We start from the raw sequence: 16,066 nt of genomic DNA on the forward strand, positions 1-16,066 counted from the left end.
ACAACAGTCCCGAAAGACCGTGAATCAGTCAAAGACATCAAGTCAAATCACTAGCAAAAAAACTCAACTAGCATTTTAAAACAACACCCGACAACAACCACCACAAGCGGATGGCTGATACATCGAATGCATTCACCAAATAAAATTCGGCACTGACATTCATCGACACACTGTTGAGTTCTCAAAGAACACGCACACACCATTCACGTCCGAGATGATCTCGTCGGTGTCCGGGGCAACCGTTCCAGCTTAGATCGGATGTTCAGGCTCAGTCAAACTGGCCTTCGATCCGCGGTTAAGACACAACCGAAGTAGTGTCCGAACCAGATTGTGTAGAGCGCGTCCGCTTCGCTCAGGCCTTGCGGTCTGGGCTGGCGTCCGTGTCGCTCTGACTTGGACAAAGTTACGCCCCGGATAACAACGCGTCAAATCCCCAGGTCGTTCGGACACAATCGGTGTGAACAGCCTGGTCGCGCTCGATGGATTGCCCCTCGGGCGGATGTCCAAACCAAATTACATCAATGTGACTCCGGCCACTGGCCGATCCTGGATTCAGCGAGCCACGCGTGCTCCCGCAAAGTTCCGCTTCCCGCGCCGGACCACCAACCATTGTCCGTGCAAGAGGTCGTCGCTCGACGGTGTCCAATTCTCGTCGGCGATCTTGACGTTGTTCACCGCTGCCCCGCCCTCTTTGACCGCCCGTCGCGCAGCACCCTTGCTCTCGCTCAACCCTGTCGCGACAAGGAGGTCGACGATCGTGTTCGGAGCACCCACCTCGATGTCGGCCACAGATGCCTCGTGCAACGCCGCTGCAAGAGTGCTCTCGTCGAGGTCGGTGAGCTCGGCCCGCCCGAACAGTGCTTGGCTGGCGAGTTCGACCGAGCGAGTCGCCTCTTCGCCGTGAACCAGAGTCGTCATCTCTGCTGCCAGTCGCTTCTGAGCTTCTCGCGCGTGCGGTCGCTCCTCGGTTGCTGTCTCCAATTCGGCCAGTTCGTCCTGGGACAGGAAGGTGAACCAGCGCAGGTACTTGACCACATCGGCGTCACCGGTGTTCACGAAGTACTGGTACCAGGCGTACGGGCTGGTCATCTCGGGGTCCAACCAGAGACTGCCACCACCGGTGGACTTACCGAACTTCTTGCCGTCCGACGACGTGACCAGGGGAACGGTCAGCGCGTGAACCTGTTCGGCGTCCTGCCGACGGTTCAGTTCCACGCCGGCGATGATGTTGCCCCACTGATCCGAGCCACCGATCTGCAGACTGCAGCCGTACTCCCGGCGCAGCTGGACGTAGTCGTTGGCCTGCAACAGCATGTAGCTGAACTCGGTGTACGACATGCCGTCGCCCTCGAGCCGAGTCTTGACCGTCTCCCGCGCGAGCATGACGTTGATCGAGAAGTGTTTGCCGACGTCTCGGAGGAAGTCGATGGTGGACAGCTCCCCTGTCCAGGACAGGTTGTTGACCACCACGCCACCGGTAGGGCCGTCGTCCAGGTCTACGAACCGTTCGAGCTGCCCCCGGATACGCGACGCCCATTCGGTGACCACCTCACGGGAGTTCATGGTCCGCTCCCCCACATCGCGAGGATCACCGATCAGTCCGGTTGCGCCGCCCGCCAGAATGATCGGCCGATGACCGGCCCGCTGGAACCGCTTCAAGGCGAGCAGCGGAACGAGGTGGCCGGCGTGGAGCGAGGGTCCGGTCGGGTCGAAACCGGAGTACAACGTGATCGGCCCGTCCGAGGTGGCCCTCTTCAGTGCTTCCACGTCGGTGGACTGCGCGATCAGTCCGCGCCAGGTCAATTCGTCGATGATGTTCTCGCTCACGACGTCGATCTTCCCGCATGCACTTGCCGCCGCCTCGTTCAGCCCTCACGCAAGCCGGGCTGGGGAGCGCGGGGACTGCGCCGGTAGTTCGACACTGCAGGCGAGGCCGGTAGCCAGAAACGCCACGGTCTGTCTGCTGCCACGCTCACACCCACGCGTGGACCGACTTTCAACGCCTCGTCGCCCAGCGGATGTTCGAGCAGCTCGAGGGTGATCGGTGACGACGCGTCGAACAGATCGGTCCCGTTGTCGGCAAGTCCCACTCCGAGTGCTCGTCCGAGATTGCCGGGCCCTCGAGCCCACCCGGCCTCGACCCGCGCTGTTCGCGACTCTCCGCCACCGCGCCTGCCGTCGACGAGGTCGTGACCTGCAACTACCTGACCGGCTCGAAGCAGGACGGCAGCGGCCGTCCCGTCCGGCCCGCAACTGACGTTCATGCACAGGTGCATGCCGTAACTCAGGTAGACGTACAGCCGACCCGCCGGACCGAACATCACGGCATTTCGGGGTGTCGGACCACGGAAAGAATGCGCAGCGGGATCGGGCCACGGACCGTCGACCGGACCGCCGTATGCCTCGACCTCCACGATGCGTACCGACACCGCGCCTGCATGGACGGTGGCCCCGAGGATACGTCGGGCTGCGTCGTCCGGCTCTCCGATTTCCAAGTCAGCAGCGTTCACCCGTCCCATGATGCTGAACCCTTGACCTCGAGGCATCGACGGGGCTATGACTGCATCGATCGATGAGAGTCTGGAGGCCGACATGGCGTTCACCGGGCAACATGCCGTCGAGATCACAGGGTTGACGGTTCGCCGCGGCAACCGAACGGTGCTGCACAATCTGTCCCTGACGATTCCGCGGGCTGCCATCACCGGCCTCCTCGGCCCATCGGGCTGCGGAAAGACCACGTTGATGCGCGCCATCGTCGGCACGCAGATCGTTGCCGGCGGAACCGTGACAGTGCTCGGATGCCCAGCCGGCTCCACCTCCCTGCGCCGCACCGTCGGGTACGTGACGCAGGCACCAGCGTGTACCGAGACCTCACCGTTCGCGAGAACGTGCAGTACTTCGGGTCGCTGTACGGTCGCCGCCACTCCGAGGTGGCGTCCGCCATCGAGGCTGTCGGACTCACCGACCATGCGGCGTCGAGAGCGGGTGAGCTCTCCGGTGGCCAACTGAGCCGAGTCTCCCTGGCCAGCGCGCTGGTCGCCGAACCCGAACTCATCGTCCTCGACGAGCCGACGGTCGGGTTGGATCCCGTCCTTCGCTCGGAACTGTGGTCACGATTCGCCGCAATCGCAGCGGTAGGTACGACAGTGCTGGTCTCGAGCCACGTGATGGAAGAGGCAGAACACTGCAGCCAGCTCGTACTGATGCGCGACGGTGCCGTCCTGGACCGATCGAGCCCCGAAGCGCTACTGGCGCGGACGAAGGAAACGAACCTCGACCGCGCATTCCTCTCGCTCATCAGATCCACGGAACAGACATCGTGAACGCACGAATCTACGCAGCGGGTACGGGTCGAATCCTGCGCCAGCTCAGAGCCGATCACCGATCGGTGGCCATGGTCCTGCTCGTGCCGTCTCTACTGATTGTGTTGCTGTATTTCCTGTACCGAGACGTCCCGGCTCCGCCGAACCAACAATCGTCGTTCGATCGAATTGCGATCACGATGCTCGGCATTCTGCCGTTCGTCGTCATGTTTCTGCTCACGTCGATCTCGATGCAGCGTGAACGCAGCACGGGAACACTCGAACGCCTGCTGACCACACCGATGTCCAAGATGGACCTGCTTGCGAGCTACGGCTCGGCGTTCTCGCTCGCCGCTGTAGGGCAGGCGCTGCTCGCGTGCGCACTCGCATTCGGATTGCTCGGGCTCGACATCGAAGGCTCGATCGGGTGGGTTCTGGTGATCGCGGTACTCGGGGCGATGCTCGGAGTGGCGATCGGGCTGTTGTGCAGCGCTTTCGCACGTACCGAATTTCAAGCGGTCCAGTTCATGCCGGTCGTCGTGATCCCGCAGCTCTTCCTCTGCGGGCTCCTGGTGGCCCGCGATCAGATGCCGAGTTGGCTCGGTGCAGTCAGCAACCTTCTGCCGCTGAGCTACCTGGTGGACGCCCTGCAGGAGATGTCCGTCCACCCCGATGCAACCAAGCGCATGGGGGCCGACATCGCCGTGGTCGTGATGTTCACCGTGGCAGCGCTGACCGGTGCGGCAGCGACATTGCGTCGGCGGACACCATGAACGAGGTGGTCTAGGACGTGGCGCGCGCCAGAATCGACTCGTGCTCGGCGTCGTCGACATCGCGCGCATCGTCGGCGAGCAACACCGGAATGCCGTTCTCTATCGGATATGCGCGACGCAGTCGCGGGTTGTAGAGCAATTCGTCCTCGACGAGCAGGAGCGGGCCCTTGTCCACAGGGCACGCGAGGATGGAGAGCAGTGTCGAGTCGATTGCCACAGGTGTCCTTCTGTCTGCTCCGACCGAGTCGGAGTGATGGTCTTCGTTCACGCTACCGAACGCCGATTGTTTCCGTCGTCGGGGCCGCCGGCCGTTCCTTCATGTCAGGAAGACTTCTCGGCGGTGGCCTGACGTCCCACGAAGCGTTCTGCCACAACAGCTTTCGTCAGTCGTCGGTAGCTGTTCGACTCCGGATCGTAGTACCACGATCGTGCGCTCGGAGTAGGAATTCCTGCCTGTTTCAATGCAGACGCGTTGGGTCGATAGGCGCGACCGACCGGGATGTCGGACACAACGTGGACGATCGCCGGGCGCTCGTCCGGAAGCAGGACTCCCAGGGCATCGGTGAGAGCGCGAGCGGTGATCACCGCTTCCGGCTGCAGGGAGACAGCACACACGGCAACCTCGGTGGCCGACGCTTCCATGCGGATCGACCGTGGCCCGTCGACGGCAACACGAACCCCGTAGACCACGGCCGAACCGACCTGATCGAGATCGCCGACGGCGTCGACGATCGGCTGGGTGTACACCGGACCCCGCGCCGAGCGAACAACGGTGTCCTTACGATCGATGAGCCAGTAATCGCCGTCCGAATCACGCCGGAACAGGTTCTCGGTGGGTATCCACGCGTCGGTGGGCTCGAAGACCCCACGCATGACATGGCTGGTCGCTTCACCGTCACCACTCGGGCGGCCCAGGAGCAGCCCGATCTCGTCGTCGCGGCACTGCCGCACGAATCCGTCGTCGTCCTCTTCGAGTCGGCCGGTGATCGGGTCGTACGCCGCCAGAGCCACTCGCGCACTGCCGGGCAGAGGGCGTCCCTTCGAGCCGATCTTCGTCCCGGCGACATTGGCCAGAATGACGTCGTTCTCGGTGGAGGCATAGAACTCGAGCACTCGCGCCGGGGTGAACTTCGCCAGGGTGCGACGCCACAATCCCACCGGCATACCGGAGCCGATGAACAGCCGAACCGGGTGACCGGTGTCGACCGGGAAGCGCCCGTCGTCGACGATCTGCTGCATCATCGTCCAGGTGTAGCTGACGACAGTGACGCCGTAGCGGTACACCTCTTCCCTGAAGCGCTCGGGATCGAGACCACGGGAGAGCGCGATCCTCGATCCGCCGGCAAGCGCGCCGCCGATGGTCACGAGTATGCCCGCCGAATGATGGAGCGGTGCAAGGCAATACACAGTATCGCCGGGACCGAGAGCAGCCGTCGTCGCGGTACCGAATGCGGACAGTGCCCAGCGATGGTTGGTGATGTATCGCGGTTCGAGACCACGGTCGGTGGTGGTGAACAGAATCATCGCCAGTTCGCGAGCGCGACCGGGATCCGGCTCGAACCAGGCCGGTAGCCGGACGGCGTCGGGGTCGATGGCTTCGAGGTCGATCACTTCGTAGCCGTCCGGAACATCGAGCCGCCGCGTCTCGCCGCCGCCGAGCACCAGCACGTTGGGCGCGACCGGAACGGCCGCCGCGGCATTCTCCGGATCGGCGATCACAGTGTCGACGTCCACGGTGCGTAACGCGGCAGTGAGGTCGCTACCCGGCTGCAGCAACACCGGAACAGCGCCGATGCGCGACAGAGCCGCGATGGCGGCGAGGGCACTCGGCCTGGTCTCCATCAGCACACCGATGCGCGATGCAGGCCGTACACCGACACTGATCAGACCTCGAACCACGTTGTCGATACGCACGTTGACGGCGTCGTAGGTGTGCACTCGGTCGTCGAAGAGGAAGCACTCGCCGAGCGGGGACTTTCTGCCCTGCTCAGCGATCAAGCGGCCCAACGAGACCCGACTGTGCGGCTGCATCTGCCCCAGCCGCGCCAGCCGCGGAAGGGTGCGCACGGCCTCGGTCGAGATCTCACGAGTGCCGCGAACGGCACCGGTCGCGGCCGAGGCCAGTCCGCGTCCTACACCTACTCCCACTTCGGCGATGGAGGCAGCGGTGTGAATGAGCCTGTTGGTGATCGACACTCCGCTGTCGCTGTCCGAGTGCTCTTCGTGTTCCATGACGCGCACGGCCTCGGGCTTCGGTCCGAGGTTCTCGCGCCACCGAATCCAGTTTCCAGTGGTCGGCCATGTCTGCGCAGCTGCCGTGCTACCCACCACGAGACCGAAATGTCCTGCACGCAAGGTTGTTTCGAATACCTGAGCACGCGGTGCGGCACGCCGGATTCCGCGCACCGCCAACGGCTGTCCGATGTCGTCGACCTCGCCGACGAACGCCAAGACCGGCACCGTCAACTCGGCAAGCGTCAACAACCTGTCCTTGATGACGAAGCCGCCGGTCATCATGCGGTTGTGCACGACGAACTGCCTGAGCAACTCGGCCACGGCGGGCCCGGACCACGCCACCCAGCCGTCCATCGCCAGGAAGCGGCGCTGCGGCTCCCGAGGCAACAGTGCTTCCCGGTCGTGCAACTGTCGCAGGAAATCCAAACGAGACCGCACGGTCTTCGCCGGGTCGAGCAGCTGAAATCCTGTCCGCGCCATCCACCCCGACACGGCCAAGCGCGTGAATACGTGGTCGGCGAGAAACTCCGCGCCCCGAGTGGCGACACCGGCCGGGATACCCAGCGGCAAGCCGGCCAAGGTGTCCACCGGAGCCCCGAACGTGATGAGGCTGGCCAGGTTTCGTCCACCTCGATAGGCGGCAGCCTGGTAGCAGAACATGCCGCCCTGCGAATACCCTCCGAGGTGAACGTCGCGGCCGGTGTGCTCGTGCACCTTGTCCACGACCTCGCTGATGGCGACGACGTGATCGGCCAGAGTACGGCTCCATCCGCCCTCTTCGGTATCGGGCGAACCGAAATCGACCACCCACGGGTCCATGCCCATGCCGTGCAGAATTCCGGCCGCACCTTGATCGGTGGTGACGTCGTACACGTCCGCGGAGACCATCATCGGCGGAATCAGCACCACCGGAGGACTGTCCACGGGAACGTCGTCGGGGAAGTAACGCCGCAACCGATACATCGGCTCGCGGTCCATCACTCGGAAGGGCGACGGATCGACCTCGGTCTCGAGACCACCCAGCCGGATGACCTCGAGGCCGTTCTGGGCCGTTGCGATAGCACGCCGCAGTGGACCACGTACCGCGTCTGCATTCAGTCCCACAAATACACTCCTGCGTTCGGCCCCGACGGAACGACCGACATCGGTCTTCGCGTGACGAAAGCTTCTCACATCACACTCGTGGAATCGGCGAGGATGTCGACTAGTGCCGCAACACCGGCACCTCGGCCCACGCGCGCAACGTCGACGCAGTCGCCCGCACACCACCGAGCTGGTGCGCCACCTGAACCGCCGCGGTGCCGCCGCGAGCATCACGCGAGGAAATGGAACCCTCCACGGTGAGCACCTCGCGCACCGCCGGAGTGAGCGCCGGATCGATCGACGCGAGCTCGTCGTCGGTCAGATCCACCAGCCCGACGCCCCGCGCTTCCGCCGCGCGCACGCAGGCTCCCGCTGCCTCGTGCGCGACCCGGAACGCAATCCCTTGCCGCACCATCCATTCGGCGATGTCGGTGGCGAGCGTGAACCCGGCCGGCGCGAGTTCGGCCATGCGATCGGTGTGGAACTCCAATGTCGCCGTCAAACCGGTGAGTGCCGGGAGCAGCAACTCGAGCTGAGCCACCGAATCGAACACCGGCTCCTTGTCTTCCTGAAGATCCCGGTTGTACGCCAAGGGTTGTGCCTTGAGGGTGGCCAACAGGCCGGTCAGATTTCCGATCAGGCGGCCCGTCTTGCCACGAGTCAACTCCGCGACGTCGGGATTCTTCTTCTGCGGCATGATCGAGCTGCCCGTCGACCATGCATCTGCGAGAGTCACGTAACCGTATTCGGGTGTGCTCCACGAGATGACCTCCTCGGCGAACCGAGACAGGTCCACCGCTGTCATCGCCAGGACGAACGCGGCTTCCGCCGCGAAATCACGCGAGGACGTGGCGTCGATCGAGTTCTCGGCGGACGAATCGAACCCGAGTTCGGCGGCGATCTTCTCGGGGCTCAGACCGAGCGAGGAGCCGGCCAGAGCGCCGGAACCGTAGGGCGACACTGCCGCTCGCCTGTCGAAGTCCGCGAACCGCTGGACATCACGCAGCAGCGGATGGGTATGTGCGAGCAGATGATGCGCCAACAACACCGGCTGCGCCGCCTGCGAATGAGTCTTGCCGGGCATGACCGCGGTGGGGTGAGCCGCAGCCTGAGTTGCCAATGCGTCCACGACGTCGAGAACACCGACCGCCACCCGACGGACGGCGTCGCGCAACCACATCCGGAACAGGGTCGCGACCTGATCGTTGCGTGAGCGGCCGGCGCGCAGGCGACCACCCACCTCGGGTCCGACCCGGTCGATCAAACCGCGTTCGAGGGCGCCGTGCACGTCCTCGTCCGACTCGGCCGCGACGAACTCACCGGACGCCACGTCGTCGGCCAGCCGCTGCAAACCGTCGAGCATGGTCTCGAGGTCCTGCGGGGTCAGCAGTCCGGCACCGTTCAGAACCCGAGCGTGCGCCATGGACGCACGGATGTCGTAGGGCGCGAGAACCCAGTCGAAGTGTGTCGATTTGCTCAGGGCAGCCATGGCAGCCGCCGGGCCGGAGGCGAAGCGCCCGCCCCACAGCGAGCCTTCGTTGGTTCCGTGTGCGTTGCTCGAAGTGGTCACAGGCCCAGGTCCCGCTTCGCTGCGATCTTGGAGGAGAGCCCGTGCAGCTGCACGAATCCCTTGGCCGCCGACTGGTCGAACGTGTCGCCCTCGTCGTAGGTAGCGAGGTTGAAGTCGTACAAAGACTCCCCGCTGCGACGGCCGTTGACGATGATTCCGCCCGCGTGCAGCACCAAGCGGATGTCGCCCGAGACGTGTTCCTGCGTGTGCTGAACGAACGTGTCGAGTGCACCCTTGAGCGGCGAGTACCACAGGCCGTCGTAGACCAGCTCGGCCCACTTCTGGTCGGTATGACGCTTGTAGCGGCCGAGTTCGCGCTCGAGGGTCACGTGCTCGAGTTCTTCGTGCGCACGGATCAGGACCATCGCACCGGGAGCCTCGTAGATTTCACGGCTCTTGATGCCGACGAGCCGATCCTCGACGACGTCCAATCGGCCGACACCCTGAGCGCCCGCACGGGTGTTGAGTTCTTGGATCGCACCGAGCACCGACACCGGACGGCCGTCGATGGCGACCGGGCGACCCTTGTCGAACGTGAGTATCAGTTCGTCGGGTGCCTGGAAGTTGACCGTCGGATCCTCGGTGTAGTCGTACACATCCTTCGTCGGCGCGTTCCACAGATCTTCCAGGAAGCCGGTCTCCACTGCCCGTCCCCACACGTTCTGGTCGATGGAGAACGGTGACTTGGTGGTGACGTTGATCGGAATGTCGTTCTCCTCGGCGAACGCGATCGCCTTCTCCCGGGTCCACGCGTAATCGCGTACCGGTGCCAGCACTTCGAGCTCCGGAGCGAGCGTGTTGAAACCGACCTCGAACCGGACCTGATCGTTGCCCTTGCCCGTGCACCCGTGCGCGACGACGGTTCCTCCGTGCGCACGTGCGTTCTCCACCAGATGCTTGACGATCAGCGGACGGCTGATGGCCGAAACCAACGGATACCGATCCATGTACAGCGCGTTGGATTGCACCGTCGGCAGGCAGTACTCGTCGGCGAACTCGTCCCTGGCGTCGACGACGACCGATTCGACTGCGCCGCAGTCCAATGCGCGCTGGCGGACGACATTCATGTCCTCACCGCCCTGGCCGAGGTCGATGGCAACAGCGACGACCTCCTTGCCGGTCTCCCGTCCGATCCAGCTGATGGCGACAGAGGTGTCGAGTCCGCCGGAGTAGGCGAGGATGACGCGTTCGGCCATGGTGATGACGCTCCTTCGTGGTTCGTGTGGTGCAGTGCGGAGTGACCGGATCTCAGTTTCCGCGTCGAGCGAGCTTTTCTATCTTGTCGGCGATCTCGCCGCCGGTGGTCGGTTCACGGGCGATGAGCAGGATCGTGTCGTCCCCGGCGATCGTTCCCACGACTTCCGGCAATGCAGCACGATCGAGGGCGCTGGCCAGGTAATGCGCAGCTCCGGGCGGTGTCCGCAGAACTGCCTGGTTTCCGCTGTGATCGGTGGACACCAACAGCTCCCCCAACAGCCGCAGGAGACGGTCGGTTCCGCCCGACACCCCGCGCACCGGGCTGCCGTCCTCGGGGACCACGTACACCCCGACGCCGCCGTCGGGAGCGCGCAACTTCACCGCACCCAACTCTTCGAGGTCACGCGACAGCGTCGCCTGCGTGGTGTCGATCCCCTCGGCGGCGAGCAACGACGCCAGCTGCGGTTGACTGCGCACCTGATGCGTGGCCAGCAACGCGATGATCCGCGCCTGTCTGCCCGCGCGGGTCGACGCGGTCAGCGGAACCGCAGTGACGTCGTCACTCACGGTCGCCGAGCCTGCTCGAGGAGCCAGACGAGCAGTGCTTTCTGCGCGTGCAGACGGTTCTCGGCCTCGTCCCAGACGACACTGTGCGGACCGTCGAGCACCTCGTCGGTGATTTCCTCGCCGCGGTGGGCAGGAAGGCAATGCAGCACGACCGCATCGGATTTCGCCTTCGACAGCAGCTCGGAGTCGATGCGGTAGGGCCGGAACGGAGCGACTCGATCGAGTCCGTCGTTCTCCTGACCCATCGATGTCCAGGTATCGGTGACGAGAGCGTCGGCACCGTCGGCGGCCTCGTCGGGGTCTTCGGTCACCGTGATGGACGCTCCGGTCTCCTCGGCGCGCGCACGTGCGGCATCGAGGACGTAACCGAGTGGTGCGAATTCCTTCGGAGCGGCGATCCTGACATCGAGTCCCGCGGTCACTCCGCCGATGAGAAGCGAATGTGCCATGTTGTTGGCACCGTCGCCGAAGTACGCCAGCGTCCTCCCGGTCAGGTTTCCCTTGTGCTCGATCAGCGTCTGCAGATCGGCGAGGACCTGGCAGGGATGGAATTCGTTGGACAGCGCATTGACGATGGGAATCGTTGCACCCGTTGCCATCTGCTCCAGTCGCTTCTGGCCGAACGTACGCCAGACGACCGCCTCGACGTAGCGGGACAGCACGCGGCCGGTGTCCTGCAGAGTCTCCTCGCGTCCCAGTTGAGTGTCGCTTCCGGTGACCACAACGGCGTGGCCGCCCAACTGCGCAATGCCCAACTCGAACGAGAACCGAGTTCTGGTGGAATTCTTCTCGAAGATCACACCGACGCCCTTCGGCCCCTCGAGCGGCCGCTTGGAGAACGGAGCCCGCTTGATCTCGGCCGCGAGCGCCAGGATTTCTCCCTGCTGCTGCGGGGTGATGTCGTCGTCGCGAAGGAAGTGCTGAACGGTCATGGCTGGTGTGCCTCCTGTGCTGCGTCGAGAATTGCCGGTAGTGCCGAGACGAACGACGCGGCCTGCTCTTCGGTGATGATCAGCGGCGGTGCGAGCCGCAATACGTCTGGTTGCGCTGCATTGATCAGGAAGCCTGCGTCACGGGCCGCCGCCTCGGCCGCAGGCGCAACTGCGGCCGTGAGCACCACTCCGAGCAGAAGCCCGGAGCCCCGAACATGGCTGACGAGAGGGTGTTCGAGAGCCTCGATGGAATGAGCGATGGTCTTGCCGAGACTGTCGGCGTGCGAAACGAGGTCGTCGGCGGCAATGGTCCGCAACACAGCCAACGCAGCAGCGGCGCAGACCGGGTTGCCGCCGAAGGTGGTGCCGTGCTTGCCCGGATGCAACAACTCCCCCGCCGCCCCGATACCGATGCAGGCCCCGATGGGCAGACCCCCGCCCAGTCCTTTGGCCAAGGTGATCACGTCGGGCACGATGCCGACCGACTGGTGGGCGTAGAACCAGCCCGTGCGGCCGATACCGGTCTGCACCTCGTCGAGGACCAACAGCGCGCCGTGCTTCGCCGTGATCTCACGTGCGGCAACGAGATACCCGTCGGGAGGAACGACCACGCCGCCCTCCCCCATGATGGGTTCGAGAAACACTGCGGCGGTGTCGGAATCGACGGCTGCCTCGAGCGCGGCGATGTCTCCGTAGGGCACGTGCTGGACACCGGCAGGCATGGGTTCGAACGGAATTCGCTTGTCGGCTTGTCCGGTGAGCGCCAGTGCACCCATCGTCCGTCCGTGAAAGGCCTTCTCGGCGGCAATGATGTGGGGACGACCGGTCAGACGCGCGATCTTGAACGCCGCCTCGTTGGCCTCGGTACCCGAGTTGCAGAAGAACACTCGTCCCGTCGCACCCGCACCCAGATGTGCGAGCAATTGCTCGGCCAGTTCGATACCCGGTTCCGTCGCATACAGATTCGACGTATGACCCAGCGTGGAGAGCTGAGCAGTGACCGCCTCGATCACCGCAGGATGAGCGTGGCCCAGGATATTGACGGCGATACCGGCCAGCAGGTCGAGGTACTGCTTGCCGTCGGCGTCGGTCACCACAGCGCCTTCGCCTCGGACGAGCGCTACGCGCGGCACACCGTAGTTGTCCATCAGCGACGTGGACCACCGCTGCTGTAGATCGACCGTGGACTGCGTGCCGGTCATGACGTGACTCCTGACGTAGACGAGTGATCGGGGGTGACCATGGTGCCGATCCCCTCTCCGGTGAACAGCTCCACCAGAACCGAATGTTCGACGCGACCGTCGATGACGTGCGCCGACGGCACTCCGGCACGAACGGCCCGCAGGCAGGCTTCCATCTTCGGAACCATCCCGGCATCGAGCGTGGGCAGCAATGCGTCGAGTTCCGACGCGTCGATTCGAGAGGTCAGGGAACTGCGATCGGGCCACGCCGTGTAGAGACCCTCGACATCGGTGAGCACGACCAACTTCTCTGCCCCGATCGCACTGGCGAGAGCAGCAGCAGCGGTATCGGCGTTGATGTTGTGCACCACGCCGTCACTGTCGGGTGCGATGGTGGAGACCACCGGAATGCGGCCTGCGGCAATCAGATCGAAGATCGCCTTCGGATCTACCGAGGTGACGTCGCCCACCAGACCGATATCGGTATCGACGCCGTCGACCAGGACCGAACGACGCGTCGCGGTGAACAGGTGCGCGTCCTCCCCCGAGATTCCGACGGCATACGGCCCGTGACTGTTGATCAAGCCGACGAGTTCACGGCCGACCTGCCCGAACAGCACCATCCGAACGACGTCCATGACTTCCGGTGTGGTGACCCGGAATCCGCCGCGGAACTCACCCGTCAGGCCCAGCCGGGTGAGCATGGCCGAAATCTGCGGGCCTCCGCCGTGCACGACGACGGGGTGAATTCCGACGGTGCGTAGAAACACCATGTCGGCGGCGAACGCTCGTTTGAGATCGTCGTCGATCATGGCGTTCCCGCCGTACTTCACCACGACGATCTTGCCCGAGAAGCGCTGGAGCCAGGGCAGTGCCTCGGCGAGCGTGAACGCCTTCTGCGCTGCGGTCAGTTGTGTTGCAGCAGCAGTCATGACGAGTACGCCGAGTTCTCTTCGACGTAGGCGTGGGAGAGATCCGTCGTTCTGATCGTGGCCGTACCGGACCCGAGTCCGAGGTCGATGGTCACGGCGATATCGACTCCGGACAGGTCGACCTCGCGCGCACCCGGAGCGCCGACGCCGTCGATGCACACCGGATTGCCGTTGAACGACACGGCAATCCGATCCGGATCGAGTTCGATCGGAGCAATACCGATCGCCGCGAGTACACGGCCCCAGTTGGGGTCCGAACCGAACAGGGCCGTCTTGGTGAGACTGTCCCTGGCGACCGTCCTCGCACCGACGAGAGCCTCGTCCTCGGATACTGCACCGGAGACGGTGATCTTCACTCGCTTCGTGACGCCCTCGGCATCGGCCATCATCTGATCGGCGAGGTCGTCGCATACCGCCAGAACAGCAGCGTCGAGGTCCTCCTGCGACGGGCTCACACCGCTTGCCCCGGAGGAGAGCAGCAGTACCGTGTCGTTCGTGGAGGATGCGCCGTCGACGTCGAGTCGGTCGTAGGACAACCGGGTGGCCGCACGAAGCGCGGTGTCGAGCTGCTCCGTGGTCGCGACGGCGTCGGTGGTGATGACACTGAGCATCGTGGCCAGCGAGGGTGCGAGCATGCCCGCGCCCTTGGCCATGCCACCGACATTCCACTTGTCTGCGTGATGAATCGCGGCCTGCTTCGGAACGGTATCGGTGGTCATGATCGCGTAAGCGGCATCGGTGCCACCGGAGATACCGCCGGCCAGTTCGTGCACCACCTCGGTCACCCCCGGCAACAGCTTGTCCATCGGCAACCGATCGCCGATGAGACCTGTCGAGCACACGGCAACCTCGATGGCCCCTGTTTCCGAACCCCAGTTGCTCAACACGGACGCGACCTCCTCGGCCGTCCGATGCGCGTCCTGGAAACCGGGTGCACCGGTACAAGCGTTGGCACCGCCCGAGTTCAACACCACCGCGCGAAGCCGACCGGTGGTGAGCACCTGCTGCGACCACAGCACCGGCGCAGCCTTGACCTTGTTGCGGGTGAAGACGCCCGCTGCCGTGAAGTCCGGGCCCTCGTTGAACACCAGAGCCAGATCGGACCTGCCACTTGCCTTGATACCCGCGGGAATCCCGGCCGCACGGAATCCGGCGGGAGACGTCACGCCCTGGGAACGCACGAGCTTCCCCGCGATCGAGGCGACCGTATCCGTCTCGCTCTTCAGGCCGGTCATGGAGCAACTCCTACGGTAGAGAGACCGTCGGTCTCGTCGATTCCCAACGCCAGATTCATCGATTGCACTGCTGCACCGGCTGTTCCCTTGGCCAGGTTGTCGATGGCCGCGATGACCACCAGCAAGCCGGCGTCTGCATCGACGGACACACTCATCTGCACGGCGTTCGATCCGATGACCGAACCGGTCTGCGGCAGCCGCCCGGCCGGAAGAACATGAACGAAAGGCTCTGCGGCATAGGCCTTCTCGTACACCTCGACGGCCTGAGCCTCGGTAGCGGTGGTCACGGCCGTACAGGTGGCCAGAATGCCACGCGGCATCGGCGCGAGTACCGGAGTGAACGACACCGACACGTCGGTACCGGCCACAGCCGACAGGTTCTGCACGATCTCGGGAGTGTGCCGGTGCGCGCCTGCTACCGCGTATGCGCGAACCGAGCCCATCACCTCGGAGCCCAGCAGGTCGGCCTTGGGTGCCCGGCCCGCACCGGACGTGCCGGTGACCGCAACGATGTTGACCCGTGGCTCGATGATTCCGGCGGCAACTGCCGGAGCCAGGGCAAGACTCGACACCGTCGGATAGCACCCGGGCACGGCGATACGCGTTGCCCCGACCAGGAGCTCACGGCACCCCGGTAGCTCTGGGAGACCGTACGGCCAAGTCCCCGCGTGTGGGGACTTGTAGTACTTCTCCCAGGCTGCCGAGTCGTTGAGGCGGAAATCGGCACCGCAGTCGATGATCACCACGGATTCGGGCAACTGAAGCGCGAGTTCGGCGGATTTGCCGTGCGGCAACCCGAGGAAGATCACGTCGTGCCCGGCGAGTTCGTCGACCGTCGTGGGGCCGAGAACACGGTCGGCAAGCGGCAGCAGATGGGGATGGAACTCACCCAGCGTCGCGCCTGCATTGCCGCCCGCAGTCAGCGCTCCGATGACCAACGAGCCGTCGCGTACAGCTGGGTGGCCGAGCAACAGGCGAAGGATCTCACCACCGGCGTAGCCACTGGCACCCGCCACCGCGATACGCTTCGGCGTTGCCTCCGAAATAGTCATGCGGTTT

General features: G+C 64.6%; 13 protein-coding genes and 1 pseudogene. 2 read left to right on the plus strand and 12 right to left on the minus strand.

The features are described from left to right. Positions 1 to 552: 552 nt before the first annotated feature. Both tyrS and JLZ96_RS16605 read right to left on the minus strand, forming a co-directional pair. Positions 553 to 1,827, minus strand: coding sequence for a tyrosine--tRNA ligase (gene tyrS / locus JLZ96_RS16600; RefSeq protein ID WP_201010782.1), 1,275 nt, complete (start codon positions 1,825 to 1,827; stop codon positions 553 to 555). Between the two features lie 38 nt (positions 1,828 to 1,865). Next, the gene (locus JLZ96_RS16605; protein WP_201010783.1) at positions 1,866 to 2,519 is read right to left on the minus strand and encodes a DNA-3-methyladenine glycosylase; all 654 of its coding nucleotides are present in this window, start codon (positions 2,517 to 2,519) and stop codon (positions 1,866 to 1,868) included. A 73-nt stretch (positions 2,520 to 2,592) separates the two neighbouring features. Between JLZ96_RS16605 and JLZ96_RS16610 the strand changes: the two are divergent. Then, positions 2,593 to 3,323, plus strand: a pseudogene (locus JLZ96_RS16610) (ABC transporter ATP-binding protein). Beyond that, positions 3,320 to 4,075 (plus strand): ABC transporter permease, encoded by a 756-nt coding sequence (locus tag JLZ96_RS16615; protein WP_201010784.1) that lies wholly within the window; start codon positions 3,320 to 3,322, stop codon positions 4,073 to 4,075. The pseudogene JLZ96_RS16610 and the gene JLZ96_RS16615 overlap by 4 nt, the downstream one beginning before the upstream one ends. A gap of 10 nt (positions 4,076 to 4,085) precedes the next feature. On the opposite strand, the gene JLZ96_RS16620 is transcribed toward JLZ96_RS16615, so the two are convergent. From JLZ96_RS16620 to argC, 10 genes are all read right to left on the minus strand, one after another. Continuing rightward, positions 4,086 to 4,292 (minus strand): Trm112 family protein, encoded by a 207-nt coding sequence (locus JLZ96_RS16620; RefSeq protein ID WP_027497228.1) that lies wholly within the window; start codon positions 4,290 to 4,292, stop codon positions 4,086 to 4,088. Positions 4,293 to 4,396: 104 nt separating this feature from the next. After that, a complete protein-coding gene (locus JLZ96_RS16625; RefSeq protein WP_032365532.1) occupies positions 4,397 to 7,414 on the minus strand; it encodes an AMP-binding protein in 3,018 nt (1,005 codons plus the stop codon). A gap of 100 nt (positions 7,415 to 7,514) precedes the next feature. Then, positions 7,515 to 8,963: an argininosuccinate lyase gene (gene argH, locus JLZ96_RS16630; RefSeq protein WP_027497230.1), complete on the minus strand. Its 1,449-nt coding sequence runs from the start codon at positions 8,961 to 8,963 to the stop codon at positions 7,515 to 7,517. Continuing rightward, positions 8,960 to 10,159 (minus strand): argininosuccinate synthase, encoded by a 1,200-nt coding sequence (locus JLZ96_RS16635; RefSeq protein ID WP_032370344.1) that lies wholly within the window; start codon positions 10,157 to 10,159, stop codon positions 8,960 to 8,962. Before JLZ96_RS16635 ends, argH begins: the two co-directional genes overlap by 4 nt. A 52-nt stretch (positions 10,160 to 10,211) precedes the next feature. Continuing rightward, positions 10,212 to 10,754, minus strand: coding sequence for an arginine repressor (locus JLZ96_RS16640; protein ID WP_371833676.1), 543 nt, complete (start codon positions 10,752 to 10,754; stop codon positions 10,212 to 10,214). Then, complete coding sequence (gene argF / locus JLZ96_RS16645; RefSeq protein ID WP_032365513.1) at positions 10,724 to 11,659, minus strand: ornithine carbamoyltransferase; 936 nt, start codon at positions 11,657 to 11,659, stop codon at positions 10,724 to 10,726. The genes JLZ96_RS16640 and argF overlap by 31 nt, the downstream gene beginning before the upstream one ends. Then, positions 11,656 to 12,861 carry an acetylornithine transaminase gene (locus JLZ96_RS16650; protein WP_027497234.1) on the minus strand — a complete coding sequence of 402 codons (1,206 nt, stop codon included), beginning with the start codon at positions 12,859 to 12,861 and terminating at the stop codon, positions 11,656 to 11,658. Before JLZ96_RS16650 ends, argF begins: the two co-directional genes overlap by 4 nt. After that, positions 12,858 to 13,772, minus strand: a complete 915-nt coding sequence (gene argB / locus JLZ96_RS16655) for an acetylglutamate kinase (RefSeq protein ID WP_201010785.1) — start codon at positions 13,770 to 13,772, stop codon at positions 12,858 to 12,860. Before argB ends, JLZ96_RS16650 begins: the two co-directional genes overlap by 4 nt. Next, positions 13,769 to 15,007, minus strand: coding sequence for a bifunctional glutamate N-acetyltransferase/amino-acid acetyltransferase ArgJ (gene argJ, locus JLZ96_RS16660; protein WP_052057175.1), 1,239 nt, complete (start codon positions 15,005 to 15,007; stop codon positions 13,769 to 13,771). The genes argB and argJ overlap by 4 nt, the downstream gene beginning before the upstream one ends. Further along, a complete protein-coding gene (gene argC, locus JLZ96_RS16665) occupies positions 15,004 to 16,059 on the minus strand; it encodes an N-acetyl-gamma-glutamyl-phosphate reductase (protein ID WP_094652631.1) in 1,056 nt (351 codons plus the stop codon). The genes argJ and argC overlap by 4 nt, the downstream gene beginning before the upstream one ends. Between the last annotated feature and the right edge of the window lie 7 nt (positions 16,060 to 16,066).

Source organism: Rhodococcus sp. NKCM2511 (genome assembly GCF_014905595.1).
GTDB classification, from domain to species: domain Bacteria; phylum Actinomycetota; class Actinomycetes; order Mycobacteriales; family Mycobacteriaceae; genus Rhodococcoides; species Rhodococcoides fascians.